This window comes from Pandoraea pulmonicola (assembly GCF_000815105.2).
GTDB lineage: Bacteria > Pseudomonadota > Gammaproteobacteria > Burkholderiales > Burkholderiaceae > Pandoraea > Pandoraea pulmonicola.
This window is the reverse complement of record NZ_CP010310.2, coordinates 327,089-346,231: the sequence shown is the minus strand read 5'-3', so window position 1 is coordinate 346,231 and position 19,143 is coordinate 327,089. Positions and strand designations below refer to the sequence as shown.

Genomic DNA, 19,143 nt, shown 5'->3' with positions numbered 1-19,143 from the left:
GCCCTGGCTCGTTCGATTGGTTTCGTATTGGATTCACCGGTGCGCATACTTGCTCTCGCCCCGGCACATGACTGCCGATTTTACCGCTTCTGCTTGGCGGGACGGACGTAGCCCTCCTTCGCCACCTGGGTCTTGCCGTTGAGCACCAGGGCATTTTCCGGCGTGTCCTTCCATACCGTCGTCCCCGCCGCGATGGTCGTGCCGCGACGCACCGTCACCGGCGCCACGAGCTGAGTGTCCGAGCCGATGAAGACATCGTCCTCGATGATCGTGCGGTGCTTGTTCGCGCCATCGTAATTGCAGGTGATGGTGCCGGCGCCGATATTCACGCGCTCGCCCACGGTCGAATCGCCGACATAGGCCAGATGATTGGCCTTCGAACCCTTTGCGAGCGAGGCATTCTTCACTTCGACAAAGTTGCCGATGTGCACCTCATCGCCCAGTTCGGCGCCGGGGCGCAAACGCGCATACGGCCCCACGTGCACGTCGCATCCGACCACCGCACCGTCCAGATGGCTGAACGCCTCGATCCGCGTGCCCGCCCCAATGGCGCTGCTGCGGATCACGCAGTTCGCGCCGATGAACGCGCCATCGCCGATCGTCACGTTCCCTTCGAACACGCAATTGACATCGATGGTGACGTCCGTGCCGCAGGCGAGCTCACCGCGCAGGTCGAAACGCGCCGGATCGACGAGGGTCACGCCCGCCGCCAGCAGCGCGCCGGCCGCGTTGCGCTGGTAGTCGCGCTCGAGCTCGGCGAGCTGCGCCTTGTCGTTCACGCCGTTCGGCTCCCAGGCGAAAGCCGGTTGCGTGGTGACGACCGGCACACCGTCGGCGACCGCGCAGGCGATCACGTCGGTGAGGTAGTACTCGCCCTGCGCGTTCTGGTTCTTCAAGCCGCCCAACCAGCGCTTGAGCGCGCGCGTCGGCGCCACGAGAATGCCGGTATTGATCTCGCGAATGGCGCGCTCCGCCTCGTTGGCATCCTTCTGTTCGACGATGCGCTGCACGTTGCCCGCCGCGTCGCGCACGATACGGCCATAGCCCGACGGATTCTCCAGGTCCACGGTCAGCACACCGAGCTTGTCGCGACCAGCGGCCTCGAGCAGCGCCTGCAGCGTCTCGGAGCGCGTGAGCGGCACGTCGCCATACAGCACCAGCGTGGGCACCGACTCGTCGAGCAACGGCACGGCCTGCTGCACGGCGTGGCCGGTACCAAGTTGTTGCGCCTGCTCGGCGAATTGAACGCCGTCGCCGGCGACCGCCTCGCGCACGGCGTCGCCACCGTGCCCGATCACCACGATAAGCTGCTGCGGCGCGAGCTTGCGGGCCGTGGCGATCACATGCGACAGAAGCGGTCGGCCGGCGAGCGGCTGCAGCACCTTGGGCAGCTTGGAGCTCATGCGCTTACCCATACCGGCGGCGAGAATCACAATATTCATGGCGTCGTGACGATTCGAAATCGGGAATGCGGTTGTCGGGAATCAGATCGGTCGGCGATCAGTCGTCGAATTGGGTGATGCGGATGATGCCCGCGTCGTTCTCGTCGCCGCACGGCGCTTCGTCGAACGCGATATCGCCGAGCGGATCGGGCTGTCCCGTCGCACGAAGATTCTTGAAGTCGTGGAGATTGGTGTCCATCAGATGCGAGGGAATCACGTTCGAAAGCGCACTGAAAATCGACTTGATACGCCCCGGGTGCTGCTTTTCCCACTGGCGGATAAGCGCCTTCATCTCGGTGCGCTTGAGATTCGGCTGACTGCCGCACAGCGTGCACGGGATGATCGGGAACTGCTTGTATTCTGCGTAGCGCTCCAGGTCCGATTCGCGCACGTAGGCGAGCGGACGGATCACCACGTTCCTGCCGTCGTCCGACTGGAGCTTGGGCGGCATGCCCTTGAGCTTGCCGCCGTAGAACAGATTCAGGAATACCGTCTCGATGATGTCGTCGCGGTGATGACCCAGCGCGATCTTGGTCGCGCCGAGCTCGCCCGCCACGCGGTAGAGAATGCCGCGACGCAGACGCGAGCACAGCGAGCACGTCGTCTTGCCTTCGGGGACCACGCGCTTGACGATCGAATACGTATCCTGATTTTCGATGTGGAAATCCACGCCGATGGACCGGAAGTAGTCGGGCAGCACATGCTCCGGGAAGCCAGGCTGCTTCTGATCGAGATTGACGGCGACGATGGAGAAGTCGATCGGCGCGCGCTCGCGCAGCTTGAGCAGAATGTCGAGCATGGCGTAGCTGTCCTTGCCACCGGACATGCACACCATGACGCGATCGCCCTGCTCGATCATGTTGTAGTCGCCGATGGCCTGCCCCGTCAGACGGCACAGGCGCTTTTCCAGCTTGTTGTTCTCGAAAGCGAGCTTCTGCGCCTTCTTCACGCTGTCGGCGGCAGCGTTTCCGGTCGCGGCAAGGGGCGCGCCGGTCTCGGGCATGACGGCACTCATGTCAGGCATCCTTCATCATGAACACTTCGATGCCCACCGAGTGGCAATCGGGATAGACGTCGGGTTTCTCGGTCGACACGCCCACCGCGCGCACGCGCGGATGCGCCAGCAGCGCACGCGCGACGTCGTCGCAAAGGGTCTCCTGCAAATGAATATGTCCCTGGCTCACGCGCTTGGCGATCGTCAGGCGCATGAAGTCGTAGTCGACGACTTCCTCGAGCTTGTCCGCCACGGGCGTGCTCTCGGCCAGCGGCACGAACAACTGGACGTTGATCAGCACGCGCTGCTCGCCACGCTTCTCGTGATCGTGCACGCCGATGTTGATGAACACTTCATAGTCGCGCAGGAACATGCGACGGCAGTCCATCAGGCGAGGGTGGGAAAGAGCGCTATGCATTTTGAAAACTCGTAGTGACTATCAACGAGACCGGTCGGCGTCGGCCGGCTCGGTCAGAAATTTCACGTCGCGCGACGAACTCGCGAGGTGTTGCCCGCCGTCGACATACAGCACCGTGCCGGTCACGGCCGGTGCATCGGCCAGATAGGCCACGGCCTGCGCGATGTCCTCGGGCGTGGACGACGCGCCCAGCGGCGTGGAAGCATGCGCCGCCGCGAAACCGGCCGGCGTCTGGTCCACGGACAGCAGCGTCACGCCCGGCGCGACGCCGACGACACGCAGCCGGGGCGCAAACGCCTGTGCCAGCAATGTCGTCGCCACGTCCAACGCCGCCTTCGACAGCGTGTACGACAGATAGTCCGGGTTCGGATTCGCCAGCTTCTGATCGAGCAGATTGACGACGACGCCGCGCCCGGCATCGCCGAGCGCCTTGTGCATTTCGCGCGCCAGCACCAGCGGCGCCCCGGCATTCACGCGCATATGGCGCTCGAGCGCCTGGTAGCCGAAGTCGTCCGCGCAGTCGTACTCGAAGCGCGAGGCGTTGTTCACCAGGCATGCCGGCACGCCGAGCGATTGCGCGCAGCGCGCGATCAGCCCGGCGGTGGCGCTCTCGTCGGCGAGCGACGCCTGCAACGCCACCGCGCGGCGGCCCAGCGCTTCGATGGCGGTCACCGTCTCGAGCGCCTCGTCGTGCGAGCGCTCGTAATGAACGGCGACGTCCCAGCCCAGCGCCGCCAGCCGCAACGCAATGGCGCGGCCGATGCGGCGCGCACCGCCCGTCACGAGCGCCACGCGCGGCACGTCGGACGTGCGCGCGGGATCGCTTGCGGCAGGCGTGGAGCGTGGCGTCGATGCAACGGTCATGCGGCGAATTCCTGTCAGTGGGTGGGTAAGCGGATGAAACTTCAAACGGTCACGGCGCGACGATGGTCCTGACGGCGACCCTCCCTGCACGCCACGCACCAGAGCCGACGGGCCTCCGGCACGCGGCGACCGGGAATGGCCCGCATCGCGCAAATCGTCACAAAACCGGCAAAAACGCTCCGAAAACGACGGAAATCACAAGAAATTCCACCGAAAGCAGCCGCGTTCGGAACATCGTCGACGCCGGCAGCCAGTCGGCACCGACTCCGTTACAATGCCCGCATGAATCAGGTCGCACCGAAACCCCATAGTTTACCCGTTCCGGAGCCGGACGCGCTCGAACACTCGCGCCGGCTCTCGGCTTATCTCCTCGACGCCATCGACACCGCCGGCGGCTGGCTCCCGTTCGACCGCTTCATGGAGCTGGCCCTGTACGCTCCCGGTCTCGGCTACTACGCCGCGGGCGCCGCCAAGTTCGGGCGTCTCGCCGCCGATGGCAGCGACTTCGTCACCGCACCGGAACTCACGCCGCTCTTCGCGCGCACGCTCGCGCGTCAGTTCGGCGAAATCTTCGAACAGACGGGCGACGCGCAGGTGCTCGAATTCGGTGCGGGATCCGGGCGGCTCGCCGCCGACCTGCTGCTCGCGCTCGAAGCCGAAGGCTCGCCGTGCGACCGGTACTCGATCATGGAGCTCTCCGGCGAGCTGCGCGCCCGCCAGCGCGACACCATCGCCCGCGCGGCGCCCCACCTGCTCGATCGCGTGACGTGGCTCGATCGTCTGCCCGACGCCTTTCACGGCGTCATGCTCGGCAACGAAGTGCTCGACGCCATGCCCGTGCGTCTGTGGGCGCGCCGCCCGCATGCGAACGGACAGAACGACCAGCCCCAACCGGTCTGGTTCGAGCGCGGCGTCGTCCGCATGCCGGGTGCGCCGGACGGCTTCGCCTGGGAGGAACGCCGCTACGAGGGTACGTTGCCCGAGGCACTCGCGCCGCTCGCGGACTTGCCGCCGACACAGGAATATCTGACCGAGACGCATGAAGCCGCGTCGGCGTTCGTGCGCAGCATCGCTCCGCTGCTGGCCCGCGGCGTATTGCTGCTCATCGACTATGGCTTCCCCGCGCGCGAGTACTATCACCCTCAGCGCGCGCACGGCACGCTGATGTGCCACTATCGCCATCACGCGCACGACGATCCGTTCTATTACCCGGGCTTGCAGGACATTACGGCGCATGTGGAGTTTTCCGGCATTGCCGACGCCGGCGTGGAAGCCGGACTCGATCTGCTCGGCTTCACGTCGCAGGCGCGATTCCTGATGAATGCCGGCATCGTCGAGTTGATGAGCGCGCTCGACCCGAGCGATCCGAAGACGTTCCTGCCGGCCGCTGCCGCCGCGCAGAAACTGCTCTCGGAAGCGGAGATGGGCGAACTCTTCAAGGTCATCGCGTTCGGTCGCGGCATGGACGAATGGGCCGGGCTGATCGGCTTCGCCACAGGCGACCGCAGCCACGCACTCTGACGTCACCCGCCCAATCCCCTTTCCTCGAGAGGCCTCGCCGATGTTTCGCTGGATGTTCACGATCTTCTTCGCGATATGCATCCTGTCGGCAGCCTCGCCGTGGCTGGCGAAGATCGGCATCGGCCGCTTGCCCGGCGATCTACGCATACGCTGGCGCGGGCGCGAGGTGGTCTTTCCATTCGCGTCGACCGTCCTGCTCTCGCTCGCCTTCAACCTGCTGATCCGCATCCTGTAACGCATCGGACACGCTCGCAACACCTGTTGCAGCACGTTCGTCCCGCCTCGCGGAGCGCAATCTCCCCACCTCATCCCTCCCGATGTGTCGCGGTACCGCATTCCGGCGCGCCGCGACACGTCCACCCTCCTCGCCCGCGCAAAGCCCTGTCGTCGCTAGGGTTAACGTCTATTTGATCATTTGTTGCAAAAAAATTAGTATGCAACAAATGATTCAATTCGAATCGGCGTGAAACCATTTCAGGAGCAGGACATGACCAGGATGCGATTGACCGGGGTAGTGCTGGGCGTAGCGATGTGTATCGCGGCGGGGACCGCGATGGCTCAACCCGCATCGGAAACGCTGCAGAAGATCGAGAGCAGCGGCGCCATCTCGATCGGCCATCGCGAGTCGTCGATTCCGTTTTCGTACTACGACAACAATCACAACGTCATCGGGTACTCGCAGGATCTGTGCAACAAGATCGTCGACAGCGTGAAGACGCGTCTGAAGAAGCCGGACCTGCAGGTGCGCTTCATCCCCGTGACCTCGCAGAACCGCATCGCGCTGGTGCAGAACGGCACGGTCGACATCGAATGCGGTGTGACAACCAACCTGAAGGCGCGTCAGGCGCAGGTCGACTTCTCGAACACGTTCTTCATCGCCGGCACGCGCCTGCTCGTGAACAGGACCTCGGGCATCAAGGATTTCCCCGATCTGGCGGGAAAGACGGTCGTGACCAATGCCGGCACGACATCGGAGCGCATCCTGAACAAGATGAACAACGACAAGAAGATGAACATGAATGTCATCTCGGGCAAGGACTATGGTGAGTCGTTCACCATGCTCCAGGGCGGTCGCGTTCAGGCATTCATGATGGACGATGTGCTGCTCGCCGGCGCACGCACGATGGGCCGCAATCCCGACGACTGGATCGTTACTGGCACGCCGCAATCGTTCGAGGCGTATGGCTTCATGATGAAGCACGGCGACACGGAGTTCAAAAAGCTCGTCGACGACACGCTTGCCGGTGTGATGAAAAGCGGCGAAATCAACACGATGTACAGGAAGTGGTTCGAATCGCCCGTGCCGCCGAAGCACACCAGCTTCAACTTCCCGATGAGCGACCAGCTCAAGCAGCTTTACGCGAATCCTAACGACAAGGCCTTCGAGTGATCGGAAAGTGACGCCGCACATTCCTGCGCAAAAGCGGTAAAGGCTGGCAACAGGCAACATCAGCGGGGAGCAAAGGCCGTCATCATGACGGCTTTTTGATCCCCTCATGTTCCCCATAATCCGCGTAAGTCCCCCCGCAGACACCGAACATGCGAGACGTCGCGTGGTCTCCAGCGTCCCCTCTCGTCCCAGCCTGTCCGGCGAAGTATTTGCCGCATCGCTGCAATTTGCAGGGAACGTGCCACCGCGTGACCCCGATACGCTGGATCCGCCGTCAGGCCCGATCAGCTACTACAACTTCGCCGTCTCGTTTTTGAAGGCGAATCGTCAAAGTAACGATATTTACTGGTCCGACGTCAATGCGATTCCGTCGCTCATCCAAGCGGAAATGTCGCATTGTCCCGGCCTTAAGATCAGTCATCACGATAGTCCACACGCGTTCATGGCGCATGTCGGCGAGCTGTGCCGGGCAAAAACCCATCATCGGGAGCAGTGTCTCGTCGAGTGGAGCGCTGACGAAGGGCACTGCGTCGCCATCGACTTGTTGGTTCGCGACGCCCAGCCCTCTCTGATTGCGGTCGAAAGCGGCACGCTCAACGCTCAAGGCCCAGCCGGGCTACTGATGCGATTAAGATTTGCGCTTGAGAGGCACGAAGCGCGCATCGTTCCGAATGGACTGGAAAGGCATTTGCTGTTTCTCGAAACACACGCACAGCAAAGCCCTGTGGATTGCGCGATGTTCAGTCTGCAAAACTGCAAAGCCATGTTCCGCGACGCCGAAGCGTTCGAAGCATTGCATGACCGACTTCGATCGGGTGAATTTGCCGACATGCTGAGCAAAGGCTATGCGTCGAGCGAAGAATGCGACGCCATTGTGCCACCCTCGCTGATGAAACATACCCAGTCGTCACGCCGACTTGCCGACTACGAGCGTCGCCATCTCGAAGGGCACCCCGAACGGTCGGCAACGATTTCGCGGCTGACGCGTCGTCAACGCGGCCTCACCTTTTCCCGTAACGAACGGACATACAGCGTGTCGATCGAGATGGCCAGAGTCAAGACCGCGGGGCGAGCACTTGCCGCCGGCGGCGGCGACAGGACCTTGCAAGTGCCGTCCTTCGAGCATGATTTCCTGTCGTCGGCGGAATCCGAGTAATCCGTCGGAACAGCCCATTGTCGGCAAGCGTCATGTCGGCGCTCCGCTCTGCGTCCCGCCGAGACCGGCCGCTTCGACGGCTTCGATTCTTGCGGCCTGGACGGCCTCGCGAATCTTCGTGGGATTGTCGGCGTACAGACGCGCCACCGCGCCCGCATCGATGCTGCGCGCCGCGTCGAGCGCCGCCATCAGCCGGTCCCGCTGCGCATAAGGCGCCACGGCGAAGTCGCCGCCACGCCCACGGGCATCCGCCTCGCAAGCCTGCAGGACTTCCACGAACCGCTCGGGCTTGCGCAGCGCATCGCACCGCTCCAGCAGACGCACCAGCGCCTGCGCCCCGAACTTCCCACTCGCATGGATGTTGCCATGCTCGCGCGCGACGACCTGCGCCAACTCGCGGCATTCGACCGGCACGCGCAAACGCGCACACAGCGGCCCGAGCAGCCCGACGCTGCGACCTTCATGGCCGATGTGACGCGGCAAGACGTCCTCCGGCGTCGTCCCCTTGCCGAGGTCATGCGTAAGCGCGGCGAAGCGCACCGGCAACGAAAAACCCTGTGCCGCGGCGTAGTCGAGCACCATCATCACGTGCACACCGGTATCCACTTCGGGATGGTAGTCGGCACGCTGCGGCACGCCCCACAGGCGATCGATCTCCGGCAGCACGCGCACGAGCGCGCCGGCCTCGCGCAAGACGTCGAACATGCGCGACGGACGATGCGCCATCAGCCCCCGCGAGATCTCCTGCCAGACGCGCTCGGCCACCAGCGCATCGACCTCGCCGTTGGCCGTCATCTCCCGCATGAGCGAAAGCGTTTCCGGCGCGACGGAGAACTCGGTGAAACGCGCGGCAAAGCGTGCGCAACGCAGGATCCGCACAGGATCCTCCGCGAACGCCGGGCCGACGTGCCGGAACAGCCTCGCCTCCAGATCGCGCTTGCCGCCGTAGGGGTCGATCAGTTCGTCGGAGAGGCTGTCGTCGGGGAGCACTTCACGCGCCATCGCGTTGATCGTGAAGTCGCGCCGCACGAGATCCTCTTCCAGCGTGACTTCGGGCGCGAAGTAGAACGAGAAGCCGTGATAGCCGCGCGCGGTCTTGCGCTCGGTACGGGCGAGCGCGTACTCGGCGCGCGTCGTGGGATGGAGAAACACCGGGAAGTCCCGCCCGACCGGTTTGTAACCGCGTCGCACCATCTCTTCGGGCGTCGCGCCTACGACGACGTAGTCGCGATCCTTGACCGGCAGACCCAGCATGGCGTCGCGAATCGCGCCGCCGACCGCGTAAATCTTCATGGGCGCACTTCGTAGTAAGCGATGCTCTGGGTCTCGCCCCGCCCCGCCGCCACCCAGGCCTGCACGGCAGGCACCTCGCGAATGCGGTCGGCGTAAGCCTGCGCGCGCTCGGAAAGGGCCGGCTCGAAGGTTGCGAAGCGCATCACCACGGGCGCGTAAAAAGCGTCGGCAATCGTGAAATCACCGAACAGAAAAGGCCCTTGGTAGCGCGCGAGACACGCTTCCCAGATCGCCTCGATGCGGCGAATGTCGGCGAGCACTTCGGGGCTGGCGCCCGCGCCCGGCCAATGGGCGCCGACATTCATCCACATGTTCGTGCGTAGCGCCGTGAAGCCGCTGTGCATCTCCGCACAGATACTGCGCGCATGCGCGCGCGCCTCGCGCGATTGCGGCCACAGCGGCAGATGCGGATAGCTCTCGGCGAGATACTCGCAGATCGCGAGCGAGTCCCACACCGTGATGCCGTTGTCGATCAGGCACGGCACCTTGCCGTTGGGCGAATAGCGCAGAATCTGCTCGCGCGTATCGGGCTGCGCGAGCCACACGTTGCGCTCTTCGAACGCGATGCCGAAGTGCCTGAGCAGCACCCACGGGCGCATCGACCAGGACGAGTATTTCTTGTTGGCGACGATCAGTTGCATGAGGATCTTCCTTGCGCGCGCTTCGTGTGTGCGGGCGGGCGCGCTCGATTGAAATACACTGGCGTGCTCAGCGCCCCGCGACACGGCGGTAAGCCGCCAGCCGGCGCTCCCAGCTATCGCCATCGAGATAGTCGACGGCGATCTCCAGTCCATTCGGCGTCAAGCCGAGCTCGGGGGCGAGCGGGCCGGTCATCACGTTGTCCACGCGCATGGAGTCGAGGTTGTCGCGCGTGACGATCGGCTCGCCCGGCAACTTCTCGAAGATCATGGCCTGCAGGCGCGCCGCGCCGTCGGGCAGCGGCACGATCGGCCGTTCGCATCCGCACACGGCGCCGGCAAAGCGCACCAGCGCCTCGAGCGTGTACACCGCCGGCCCGCCCAGTTCGTACGTCTTGCCGAACGTGGCGTCGTTGTCGAGCGCCCCCGCGAACGCCTGCGCCACGTCGATGACGTAAACCGGCTGGAAGCGCGCCTTGGCGCAGGCGAGCGGGACGATGGGCAGACGCCGCTGGAGCTTCGCAAACGTATTCAGGAATTTGTCGCCCGGGCCGAACACCACCGAGGGACGGAAGATCGTTGCGGGAATGCCCGTCTCGCGAATCGCCACCTCGCCGTCGCCCTTCGAGCGCTGGTACATGCTCGGGCCGTTCGAATCGGCGCCGAGCGCGCTCATGTGCAGGATCCGGTCGATGCCGCGGTTGCTGCATGCCTGCGCAATCTTGCGCGGCAGTTCCACATGCGCGTTCGCGAACGCATGGCCGTAAGGCGCGCCCCGGTCGCTGTGCAGCACGCCGACGAGATTGATGACGGCGTCGCAACCGGCGATCGCACGCTCGAGTGCACGCGGGTCGTGGACATCGCATTCGACGAGTTCCACGCCCGGCAGCACGGCGAGTGCCTTGGCCGCCTCGGCACGCCGCGTCGGCACGCGAACGACGTGTCCCATCGTCACCAGCCGGGCTGTCAGATGGCTGCCGATGAAACCGGTGCCACCCACGACACAGACGTTATAGCGCATGCGTCACCTCCGCATCAGGACTGTGGGTTCGCGGCTCGCAAGCCCTGCCCGTCACTGGGGCAGAATGATGCCGAGCCGCTCCTTGAGCGATTGCGGGCGGCCCGTGATCAGGGTCGCGTAGTACGCGGTGTTCGACAGCACGTTCTCGACATATTGGCGCGTCTCGTTGAACGGGATCGTCTCCGCGAAGATGGCGCCTTCGACCGGACGGTCCAGCGTGGAGCGCCACGTGCGCGGACGTCCCGGCCCGGCGTTGTAACCCGCCGACGCCAGCACGGCCGAGCCGTCGAACTTGTTGTAGATGTCCGCCAGATAGCGTGTGCCCAGACGGATATTGGTGTCGATGTCGTGCATCATGGCCGGCTGGTAATCCATGCCGATCTGCTTGGCGACCATCTTCGCGGTCGCCGGCATGATCTGCATCAGGCCGCCGGCGCCCGCCGACGAGCGCGCGTTGATGATGAAGCGCGACTCCTGACGGATCAAGCCATACGCCCAGGCTTCATCCAGATCGACAGCCGCCGCGCGCGGCTCGACCTTGTCGCGGAACGGCATCAGGTAGCGCAGCGTGAAGTCGTGCTCGACCTTGGTGCGATCCGCCGTGTTCACGGCGCGATCGAACAGTTCGATCCTGTTGGCGTATTGGGCGGCGGCGAGCAACTGACGATCCGTCATGTTGCGCAGTTCCCAGTTCCACTCGCGGTTGCCTTCGAAGCGCAGCCCCAGGTCGTAGAACTTCGCGGCGCGACGGAAACCGGGATTCACGCTGTTGGCATCGATCTCTGCCCTGGTGACGGTCGTGCGCGGCGGCAGCGCCGTCTTGTTGCCCAGCTCTTCGTTGGCCAGCTGACCGTAGAAATTCGGCTGCGAGGCGATCTTCTGGAATTGCGCGCGGGCGGCGTCGCCCTGTCCGGCTTCGCGCAGCGCGCGGCCGTACCAATAGGTCCACACGCCGTCGTCGCGCAGCGACTGCGGCATCGCCTCGATGCCCGTGCGCACGAGATTCCAGTCGCCGGCACGCAGCGCGGCGCGGATCTTCCATTCCTGCGCGGTGTTCGAGAGCTTGGCGTTGCCCGCCTGGCGGTACCAGTTGATGGCCATCGGGGTCTGCGCGAGCGCGCCCCGCATGCCGATGGCGCCCCAGCCGATGGCGCGCTCGTCCTGCGACAGGTTGCCCGCAATGCTCGAGAAGTTGCTCGCCGCGAGCATTGCGTCGCTGCGCGCCATGCGCACGGTCGCGAGCAGCGCGAGTTGGCGCGACACCTCCGAGCCGTCCACGCCACGCGAGAGAAGCTGCGCCGGGCGCGAGGCCGCCATATCGAGCAGGCTGTCGTCGGGGCGCACGCTGCCGAGCGCATCGGCGATCTGCTTGCCGAGCGAGGTGTAGTTTTCCTCGTAGGCCAGGCGGATCTGATGCCAGACCTCCTTGCGCGGCAACTGGCCGTTGGCGGCCAGCGTATTGATCATGTCGACGCAACCCTCGCCGTAATGCTTCGGCGTGGTCAGCAGATCGGTGGCCGCCTGCGTGACGTTCTCGCCGCGCGCGGCCCGCGACATGAGCGCGTAGCACTTGACCTGCGTGTCGTCGTCGAGCACGAACTTCGGATATTCGGCGTCGAATGTCTGCCAGTCATGGCGCTTGCCGAGCACCAGCAGCCAGTCGTTGCGCATGCGGTCGGCAATCGCCTGACCTTCGTAGGTGCGCAGGAAGGCGCGGATTTCGTCGTCCGGCGTGTCGAGCAGCGCCTTGCCCGAGCGGTCGAACATGCGCGGCTTGATCTGGAAGTACTGGACGTACGACGGCACGTCGTAGTCGGTGAGCATGGCGGCGAGCGCCGTGGCGCGCGCGGCGTCGTTGGTGCGCGCCGCTTCACGCAACTGCACGAAGATGTCGTCGGGCGAGCGTTGCGAGAGCACGTCGGCCGAGGGTGCGGGTCGGGTGGCCGCCGCCGGCGCCTTGGGACGACCGGTCGCCTGGGTCGTACTGCATGCGACGAGCGCCGCAGCGCTCAGGGCAAGCGCGGCGGCGCGATATACTCGGGTCAAACGTTCGGACATCTTCGAGGAGCGTCGGGTAAAAAGTGAGTTCAAGCATAGCACGGGACCCCGCCCAAACGGCGGCCCAGACGTCCGGCAAAGCCCAATTGCGCCGGGCTTTGCTGGCGGCGCGCAACCACCTTGACGGACGCGAGGCGCGCGACGCCGCGCTCGCCGCCAGGCTCACTGACGAACTGGCCCGCCGCGCGCCGCGATGCGTGGGTTTTTACTGGCCGATCCAGGGCGAATTCGACGCGCGCGAGGCCGTCTCGGCCTGGCTGGCGAGCGCGCCGGCCGGGGGGCTGCATCTCGCCGCCCTGCCCGTCGTCACCGCGCCCGCGACCCCGCTCGTCTTCCATCGCTGGACGCCCGACACCCCCATGACGGAAGGACGCTACCGCATTCCCGTGCCGCACGACACCGAGGTGCTCGTGCCCGACCTGCTGCTCGTACCATGCGTGGGCTTCACGCGCAACGGCCTGCGGCTCGGCTACGGTGGCGGCTTCTACGACCGCACCCTCCATTCGATGACCCCCGCGCCGCAAACACTCGGCATCGCCTACGATGCGCTCGAAATCGACCATCTCGAGGCCGAAGCCCACGATCTGGCGCTCGACGCCATCGTGACCGAATCGGCCACCTTCGCGCGAGCGCGCGGCAACGATCGCTAATCCATGACAACGCTCAAAATCCTGCCGCTGGGCGACAGCGCGCTCGTGTGCGAAGCGGGCGCCACGCCTACGCTCGCCACGCAGCGGCGCGTGTGGCACGTGGCCGCGCTCGCTCGCGACTGGCCCGACGTGCGCGAAGTGGTGCCCGGCATGAACAACCTCACGCTGCTGTTCGATCCGCTCGCCACCGATATCGAAGCGCTCGACGAGCGGCTGCGCGAAGCCTGGCAGACGCCGCCCGTGGGCGGCGAGATCGGACGCGACATCGAAATCCCCGTGCATTACGGCGGCAAACACGGCCCCGATCTTGCCGACGTCGCACGACACGCACGCCTGCAACCGAAGACGGTCGTGCAGCGCCACACGTCGCCGGAGTACATCGTCTATTTCGTGGGCTTTCAGCCGGGCTTCGCCTACCTGGGCGGCCTCGACGATTCGATCGCCACGCCGCGCCGCGCGGAACCGCGCCTTTCGGTGCCGGCCGGCTCGGTGGGCATCGGCGGCAACCAGACCGGCGTCTATCCGCTCTCGTCGCCGGGTGGCTGGCAAATCATCGGCCATACCACGCGTCCTCTGTTCGACCCCGCCGCGAGCCCGCCCGCCCTGCTGGCGCCGGGCGATCGTGTGCGCTTCACCATCGCGAGCCTCGACCTGTGATCGACATCCTGCGTGCTGGCCTCCTCACAACGGTGCAGGATCTGGGCCGAACCGGACAGCGTGAATTCGGCGTCGCAAGCGGCGGCGCGGTCGATCCGCTCGCCTGCGCCGTGGCGAACCGCCTGGCCGGCAACGAACTGAACGCCGCCACCCTGGAAATCACGATGGGGGCGTGCACGCTGCGCTTCACGTCGTCCACGCTGGTGGCGCTGACGGGCGCCGACTGCCATGCCGAGCTCGACGGCACGCCCGTGTGGTCGTGGTGGCGCTTCCCCGTCGCGCGCGGCCAGACGTTGACGCTGCGTCCCTCGCGCTTCGGCATGCGCACCTACCTGGCGGTCGCCGGCGGCATCGACGTGCCCGAGACGCTCGGCTCGCGCAGCACCGACCTCGCGGCGGGGTTCGGTGGCTTCGGAGGGCGCGCATTGCGCGACGGTGACCGCATCGCCATCGGTCATGCCAGTGCCGAAGCGCGCAAAGCCGCGGCCCTGGGCGTGCGTCCACCGCTGTGGTTGTCGGACCCGCTGGCGCATCGCGTGCGCGTGCTGCCCGGCCCCGAATACGACGACTTCACCGCCGCCACCCACAAGCAGTTTTGGGAAAATCCGTGGCAGGTGACGCCCAACAGCAATCGCATGGGCTACCGGTTGGCGGGCCCGGAGCCGCTCGCCCGCAAGAAGAACCGCATGAACGATCTGCTCTCGCACGGCGTGCTGCCGGGCGTGATTCAGGTACCGCCGTCGGGTCAGCCGATCATTCTGCTGGCCGACGCCCAGACCACCGGCGGCTATCCGAAGATCGGCACGGTGATCAGCGCGGATCTGTGGCGTCTCGGCCAGGCGCGTCTGGGCAGCACGCTGTACTTCTCGGAATGCACGGTGACCGAAGCCCGCGAAGCGTGGCGCGAGCAGTTGCGTTATCTTGCGCAGATCGAGCGCGCGCTCGCATGGCACGATCGCGGCATTCTGAAGGCGCCGCGCATGCCCGCCCTCTCGCGCAAACGCTGACGTGAGCCCCCCGCAGGAGAAATACGGAACATGAAGATCGATCTGAACGTCGACCTCGGCGAAGGCTGCAACTTCGACGAGGCCTTGCTCGCCCTGGTCAGCTCCGCCAACGTTGCATGTGGCTGGCACGCCGGCGACGCCGGCACGATGCAACAAGTCGTGCGCTGGGCGCTGGAGAACGACGTGGCCGTCGGCGCGCACCCGAGCTTCCCCGACCGCGAGAATTTCGGTCGAACGGAGATGACGCTCCCGCTCGACGAGATTCGCGCGGGCATGCTGTACCAGATCGGCGCGCTCGCCGCGATGGTGCGCGCGCAAGGCGGCTGGCTCTCGCACGTCAAGCCGCACGGCGCGCTCTACAACCAGGCCGCGCGCGACCCGGCGCTCGCCGAGACGCTGGTCGAAGCGATACGCGCCTTCGACACCGATCTCGCGATCTTCGGACTGGCGGGCGGCGAACTCGTCAAGGCCGCCCGCGCGGCAGGCATGCATGCCGTCGAGGAGGTCTTCGCCGATCGCGGCTACAACCCGGATGGCTCGCTCGTCAAACGCGGCACTCCCGGCGCCCTGATCGAGCGGGAAGAAGACGCACTGGCGCAAACGCTCATGATGGTGCGCGAGCAGCGCGTGCGCGCCATCGACGGTTCGCTGGTGCCGATTCAGGCGCAGACGGTCTGCCTGCATGGGGACGGCGAGCACGCGCTGGAATTCGCGCGGCGCATTCGCGGCTTCCTGATCGGCGAGGGCATCGAGATCGCGCCGGTGCGTTGATCGTTGCGGCGCTGCACACGCAGCAGACGTTGAAAAACGCCGTCCGAGGGATCACTCCGGACGGCGTTTGCTTTGGGACGGCAGCCGATACGGCCGCCTGCGCGGCACTTACTGGCCGAGCGTCGGCATGACGAGCGACGACGTTGCGTTCGCCGGACGCCCCTCCGACCAACGACGCGTGACCACCTTCGAACGGGTGTAGAAACGCACCGACTCCGGCCCGTAGATGTGCTGATCGCCGAACAGCGAATTGCGCCAGCCGCCGAACGAGAAGTACGACACCGGCACTGGGATCGGTACGTTCACACCGACCATGCCCACTTCGATTTCGTCTTCGAAACGACGTGCCGCGCCGCCCGACGTCGTGAAGACCGCCGTACCGTTGGCGTACGGATTGCGATTGATCAGCGCAATCGCCTCCTCGAGCGTGTTCACGCGCACGACCGAAAGCACCGGCCCGAAGATTTCATTGCGATAGATGGACATCTCCGGCGTCACGTTATCGAACAGGCACGGGCCGATGAAGAATCCCTCCTCGCGCTGCGCCACCTTCAGGTCGCGGCCGTCGACCACGAGCCTGGCGCCTTCGTCGACACCGGCGTCGACGAAACCGCGCACCTTGTCGCAATGCGCGCGCGTGATCAGCGGCCCCATCTGCGCGACGGGATCGGTGCCGTCGCCGACCGGCAGCGCCTTCGCAGCCTCGGCCAGTCGGCCCACCAGTCGATCGGCCACATCGCCCACCGCCACGGCCACCGAGATCGCCATGCAACGCTCGCCGGCGGAGCCGTAGGCCGCACCGATCAGCGCGTCCACGGTGAAGTCGAGGTCGGCGTCGGGCATGACCACGCCGTGGTTCTTCGCGCCGCCAAGCGCCTGCACGCGCTTGCCGTGCGCCGACGCCGTGCTGTAGATGTACTGCGCGATGGGCGTCGAGCCCACGAAGGAGACCGCGTTCACGTCGGGATGGGTGAGCAGCGCGTCCACGGCGGCCTTGTCGCCGTTCACGACGTTGAGCACGCCATCGGGCAGGCCGGCGTCCTTGGCCAGACGTGCGAGCAGCAGCGCCGCCGACGGCACCTTCTCCGACGGCTTGAGGACGAACGTGTTGCCGCAGGCGACCGCCATCGGGAACATCCACAGCGGCACCATGGACGGGAAGTTGAACGGCGTGATGCCGGCGCACACGCCGACCGGTTGATGAAGCGAGTACGTATCGACGCCCGTGCCGACCTGCGGCGCGATCTCGCCCTTGAGCAGATGCGGAATGCCGATGGCGAACTCGACCACCTCGATGCCGCGCGTGACTTCGCCGCGTGCGTCGTCCATCGTCTTGCCGTGCTCCTGCGTGATCAGTTGCACGAGGGCTTCGCGATTCGCTTCGAGCAGTTCGCGGTACTTCATCATGACGCGGGCACGCTTCATCGGCGGCGTGGCGCGCCATGCCGGCAGCGCCGCGCGCGCGGCGGCCACGGCCTTTGCAACGTCGGCCGCGCCGCCCAGCGCGACCTGGCGGATCACTTCGCCGGTGGCGGGGTTCGTCACTTCGCCGAAACGCAGTTCCGCTTCGCCCGAGGCGACGCTCGCGCCGCCAATCCAGTGCTCGATACGCTCGGTGCTCACTCGTTGATTCATGTCGATTTCCGTAAAGACGATGTCGAGGACAGACGCTGCTGTCCGACGGCGATACGGGGACAGGCCCCGACCTCGCCGTCATGTGATGGTGATGATTGAGAAAGTCGACGGCCCTGTGCCGTCGCGCATGCCGCCCCTTAAGCCGTCTCGCGGATGGCTTCGCCGACGATGCCGAACAATTCGTCGATCTGGGCTTCGCTCACGATGAGCGGCGGCGAAAACGCGAGGATGTCGCCCGTGTAACGGATCAACGCACCCTTCTCGAAGCATTTGACGAAGATCTCGTGCGCACGCGCGCCCGGCTTGCCGTCGCGCGTGGCCAGTTCGATACCGCCGACCATGCCGAGGTTGCGAATGTCGATGACGTTCGGCAGATCGCGCAGACCGTGAATGGCCTTCTCGAAGTGCGGCGCAAGGGTCGCGGCACGCTCGAACAGGCCTTCGTTCCTGTACAGATCGAGGGCCGCGCAGGCAGCAGCCGCCGCCAGCGGATGACCGGAGTACGTGTAGCCGTGGAAGAACTCGATGGCGCCCGCGTTGCCCGCGTCGACGATGGTGTCGTGCACGCTTGTCTTCACGGTGACGGCGCCCATCGGCACGGCCGCGTTGTTCACGCCCTTGGCCATCGTCATGATGTCCGGCGTCACGCCGAAATACTGCGCGGCGAACGGCTTGCCCAGACGGCCCAGGCCGGTAATCACTTCGTCGAAGATCAGCAGGATGCCATGCCTGTCGCAGATTTCGCGCAGCTTCTGCAGATAGCCTTGGGGCGGCACCAGCACGCCCGTGGAGCCGGCGAGCGGCTCGACGATCACGGCCGCGATGGTCGATGCGTCATGCAGCGCGACGATGCGCTCGAGCTCGTCAGCCAGATGAGCGCCCCACGTCGGCTGGCCCTTCGTGAAGGCGGCTTCCTTGATGTTGAGGGTGTGCGGCAGGTGATCGACGGCCGGCAGCAACTGACCCGAATACGCCTTGCGGTTCGGCGAGATGCCGCCGACCGAGATGCCGCCGAAGCCCACACCGTGATAGCCGCGCTCGCGGCCGATGAGGCGCGTGCGCTGCCCTTCGCCGCGGGCGCGATGGTAAGCCAACGCGATCTTGAGCGCCGTGTCGACCGACTCCGAACCCGAGTTCGTGAAGAAGACGCGATCGAGGCCCTGCGGCGTGATCGCGGCGATCTTGCTCGCGGCTTCGAACGCCTTCGGGTGCCCCATCTGGAACGTCGGTGCGAAGTCCATCTCACCGGCCTGCTGGCGGATCGCTTCCACGATCTCGGTGCGGCAGTGACCGGCGTTCACGCACCAGAGGCCGGCCGTGCCGTCGAGGATGCGGCGATTGTCCGACGACGTGTAGTACATGCCCTCGGCCTTGACCAGCAGGCGCGGCGAGCTTTTGAACTGGCGGTTGTTGGTGAACGGCATCCAGAACGCCGTCATGTCGAGATTCAGGTCTTTCATGTTCATCGCGGGGTCTCCCCAGGTCTTGGCTCGATCAGGATTCCCACGGCTCGCGCCCATGGGTGGATGGAGCGATCCTACGAGAGCCGAACCGGTACAGACATGTACAGTCATTCGGAAAATGTATATTCTGTATCGGTCAATCGCCTCGACTGTATTGGCAACAGC

The 19,143-nt window shown here is 65.6% G+C and carries 18 protein-coding genes; 8 read left to right on the top strand and 10 right to left on the bottom strand.

Annotation, left to right across the window (positions count from 1 at the left end; all coding sequences use genetic code 11):
• Positions 1–80: 80 nt before the first annotated feature.
• Genes glmU through RO07_RS01450 form a run of 4 tightly spaced genes read right to left on the bottom strand, consistent with a single transcriptional unit; the run spans position 81 to position 3,718 of the window.
• Entirely contained in the window at positions 81–1,442 is a 1,362-nt protein-coding gene (gene glmU / locus RO07_RS01465; RefSeq protein WP_039407439.1) for a bifunctional UDP-N-acetylglucosamine diphosphorylase/glucosamine-1-phosphate N-acetyltransferase GlmU, read from the bottom strand.
• Between the two features lie 58 nt (positions 1,443–1,500).
• On the bottom strand, positions 1,501–2,445 hold the full coding sequence (gene ttcA / locus RO07_RS01460; protein WP_039413879.1) for a tRNA 2-thiocytidine(32) synthetase TtcA: 945 nt from the start codon (positions 2,443–2,445) through the stop codon (positions 1,501–1,503).
• A 13-nt stretch (positions 2,446–2,458) separates the two neighbouring features.
• Positions 2,459–2,854 (bottom strand): dihydroneopterin aldolase, encoded by a 396-nt coding sequence (locus RO07_RS01455; RefSeq protein WP_039407437.1) that lies wholly within the window; start codon positions 2,852–2,854, stop codon positions 2,459–2,461.
• Positions 2,855–2,875: 21 nt separating this feature from the next.
• Positions 2,876–3,718, bottom strand: coding sequence for an SDR family oxidoreductase (locus tag RO07_RS01450; RefSeq protein WP_072636928.1), 843 nt, complete (start codon positions 3,716–3,718; stop codon positions 2,876–2,878).
• A 282-nt stretch (positions 3,719–4,000) separates the two neighbouring features.
• On the opposite strand from RO07_RS01450, the gene RO07_RS01445 reads away from it, so the two are divergent.
• From RO07_RS01445 to RO07_RS01430, 4 genes are all read left to right on the top strand, one after another.
• A complete protein-coding gene (locus RO07_RS01445; RefSeq protein ID WP_039407435.1) occupies positions 4,001–5,239 on the top strand; it encodes a class I SAM-dependent methyltransferase in 1,239 nt (412 codons plus the stop codon).
• A 40-nt stretch (positions 5,240–5,279) separates the two neighbouring features.
• Entirely contained in the window at positions 5,280–5,474 is a 195-nt protein-coding gene (locus RO07_RS01440; RefSeq protein ID WP_039407432.1) for a DUF2905 domain-containing protein, read from the top strand.
• A gap of 252 nt (positions 5,475–5,726) precedes the next feature.
• Positions 5,727–6,629, top strand: a complete 903-nt coding sequence (locus RO07_RS01435; protein WP_039407429.1) for a glutamate/aspartate ABC transporter substrate-binding protein — start codon at positions 5,727–5,729, stop codon at positions 6,627–6,629.
• A gap of 163 nt (positions 6,630–6,792) precedes the next feature.
• On the top strand, positions 6,793–7,785 hold the full coding sequence (locus RO07_RS01430) for a YopJ family acetyltransferase (protein WP_160118082.1): 993 nt from the start codon (positions 6,793–6,795) through the stop codon (positions 7,783–7,785).
• A 30-nt stretch (positions 7,786–7,815) separates the two neighbouring features.
• On the opposite strand, the gene RO07_RS01425 is transcribed toward RO07_RS01430, so the two are convergent.
• The 4 genes from RO07_RS01425 to RO07_RS01410 form a co-directional block, all read right to left on the bottom strand.
• Positions 7,816–9,078, bottom strand: coding sequence for a multifunctional CCA addition/repair protein (locus tag RO07_RS01425; RefSeq protein ID WP_039407426.1), 1,263 nt, complete (start codon positions 9,076–9,078; stop codon positions 7,816–7,818).
• Positions 9,075–9,719: a glutathione S-transferase family protein gene (locus RO07_RS01420; RefSeq protein ID WP_039407425.1), complete on the bottom strand. Its 645-nt coding sequence runs from the start codon at positions 9,717–9,719 to the stop codon at positions 9,075–9,077. Before RO07_RS01420 ends, RO07_RS01425 begins: the two co-directional genes overlap by 4 nt.
• A gap of 67 nt (positions 9,720–9,786) precedes the next feature.
• The gene (locus RO07_RS01415) at positions 9,787–10,737 is read right to left on the bottom strand and encodes a complex I NDUFA9 subunit family protein (RefSeq protein ID WP_039407423.1); all 951 of its coding nucleotides are present in this window, start codon (positions 10,735–10,737) and stop codon (positions 9,787–9,789) included.
• 51 nt (positions 10,738–10,788) lie between these two features.
• Entirely contained in the window at positions 10,789–12,795 is a 2,007-nt protein-coding gene (locus RO07_RS01410) for a lytic transglycosylase domain-containing protein (RefSeq protein ID WP_039407421.1), read from the bottom strand.
• A gap of 23 nt (positions 12,796–12,818) precedes the next feature.
• Here RO07_RS01410 and RO07_RS01405 point away from each other — a divergent pair, with 23 nt between their 5' ends.
• Genes RO07_RS01405 through pxpA form a run of 4 tightly spaced genes read left to right on the top strand, consistent with a single transcriptional unit; the run spans position 12,819 to position 15,880 of the window.
• Positions 12,819–13,445 (top strand): 5-formyltetrahydrofolate cyclo-ligase, encoded by a 627-nt coding sequence (locus tag RO07_RS01405; RefSeq protein ID WP_039407419.1) that lies wholly within the window; start codon positions 12,819–12,821, stop codon positions 13,443–13,445.
• 3 nt (positions 13,446–13,448) lie between these two features.
• Positions 13,449–14,102 (top strand): 5-oxoprolinase subunit PxpB, encoded by a 654-nt coding sequence (gene pxpB, locus RO07_RS01400; protein ID WP_039407417.1) that lies wholly within the window; start codon positions 13,449–13,451, stop codon positions 14,100–14,102.
• Positions 14,099–15,109, top strand: coding sequence for a 5-oxoprolinase subunit C family protein (locus tag RO07_RS01395; RefSeq protein ID WP_039407415.1), 1,011 nt, complete (start codon positions 14,099–14,101; stop codon positions 15,107–15,109). Before pxpB ends, RO07_RS01395 begins: the two co-directional genes overlap by 4 nt.
• 30 nt (positions 15,110–15,139) lie before the next feature.
• Positions 15,140–15,880: a 5-oxoprolinase subunit PxpA gene (gene pxpA, locus RO07_RS01390; RefSeq protein WP_039407414.1), complete on the top strand. Its 741-nt coding sequence runs from the start codon at positions 15,140–15,142 to the stop codon at positions 15,878–15,880.
• 108 nt (positions 15,881–15,988) lie between these two features.
• On the opposite strand, the gene RO07_RS01385 is transcribed toward pxpA, so the two are convergent.
• Both RO07_RS01385 and aptA read right to left on the bottom strand, forming a co-directional pair.
• A complete protein-coding gene (locus RO07_RS01385) occupies positions 15,989–17,515 on the bottom strand; it encodes a CoA-acylating methylmalonate-semialdehyde dehydrogenase (RefSeq protein WP_174234868.1) in 1,527 nt (508 codons plus the stop codon).
• Between the two features lie 137 nt (positions 17,516–17,652).
• Entirely contained in the window at positions 17,653–18,981 is a 1,329-nt protein-coding gene (aptA, locus tag RO07_RS01380; RefSeq protein ID WP_039407411.1) for an omega-aminotransferase AptA, read from the bottom strand.
• Between the last annotated feature and the right edge of the window lie 162 nt (positions 18,982–19,143).

Bases quoted from the DNA above. Each gene is read 5' to 3' on its own strand.
- glmU (WP_039407439.1), bottom strand. From the start codon at position 1,442: ATGAATATTGTGATTCTCGCCGCCGGTATGGGTAAGCGCATGAGCTCC.
- ttcA (WP_039413879.1), bottom strand. From the start codon at position 2,445: ATGCCCGAGACCGGCGCGCCCCTTGCCGCGACCGGAAACGCTGCCGCC.
- RO07_RS01455 (WP_039407437.1), bottom strand. From the start codon at position 2,854: ATGCATAGCGCTCTTTCCCACCCTCGCCTGATGGACTGCCGTCGCATG.
- RO07_RS01450 (WP_072636928.1), bottom strand. From the start codon at position 3,718: ATGACCGTTGCATCGACGCCACGCTCCACGCCTGCCGCAAGCGATCCC.
- RO07_RS01445 (WP_039407435.1), top strand. From the start codon at position 4,001: ATGAATCAGGTCGCACCGAAACCCCATAGTTTACCCGTTCCGGAGCCG.
- RO07_RS01440 (WP_039407432.1), top strand. From the start codon at position 5,280: ATGTTTCGCTGGATGTTCACGATCTTCTTCGCGATATGCATCCTGTCG.
- RO07_RS01435 (WP_039407429.1), top strand. From the start codon at position 5,727: ATGACCAGGATGCGATTGACCGGGGTAGTGCTGGGCGTAGCGATGTGT.
- RO07_RS01425 (WP_039407426.1), bottom strand. From the start codon at position 9,078: ATGAAGATTTACGCGGTCGGCGGCGCGATTCGCGACGCCATGCTGGGT.
- RO07_RS01420 (WP_039407425.1), bottom strand. From the start codon at position 9,719: ATGCAACTGATCGTCGCCAACAAGAAATACTCGTCCTGGTCGATGCGC.
- RO07_RS01415 (WP_039407423.1), bottom strand. From the start codon at position 10,737: ATGCGCTATAACGTCTGTGTCGTGGGTGGCACCGGTTTCATCGGCAGC.
- RO07_RS01410 (WP_039407421.1), bottom strand. From the start codon at position 12,795: ATGTCCGAACGTTTGACCCGAGTATATCGCGCCGCCGCGCTTGCCCTG.
- pxpB (WP_039407417.1), top strand. From the start codon at position 13,449: ATGACAACGCTCAAAATCCTGCCGCTGGGCGACAGCGCGCTCGTGTGC.
- pxpA (WP_039407414.1), top strand. From the start codon at position 15,140: ATGAAGATCGATCTGAACGTCGACCTCGGCGAAGGCTGCAACTTCGAC.
- RO07_RS01385 (WP_174234868.1), bottom strand. From the start codon at position 17,515: ATGAATCAACGAGTGAGCACCGAGCGTATCGAGCACTGGATTGGCGGC.
- aptA (WP_039407411.1), bottom strand. From the start codon at position 18,981: ATGAACATGAAAGACCTGAATCTCGACATGACGGCGTTCTGGATGCCG.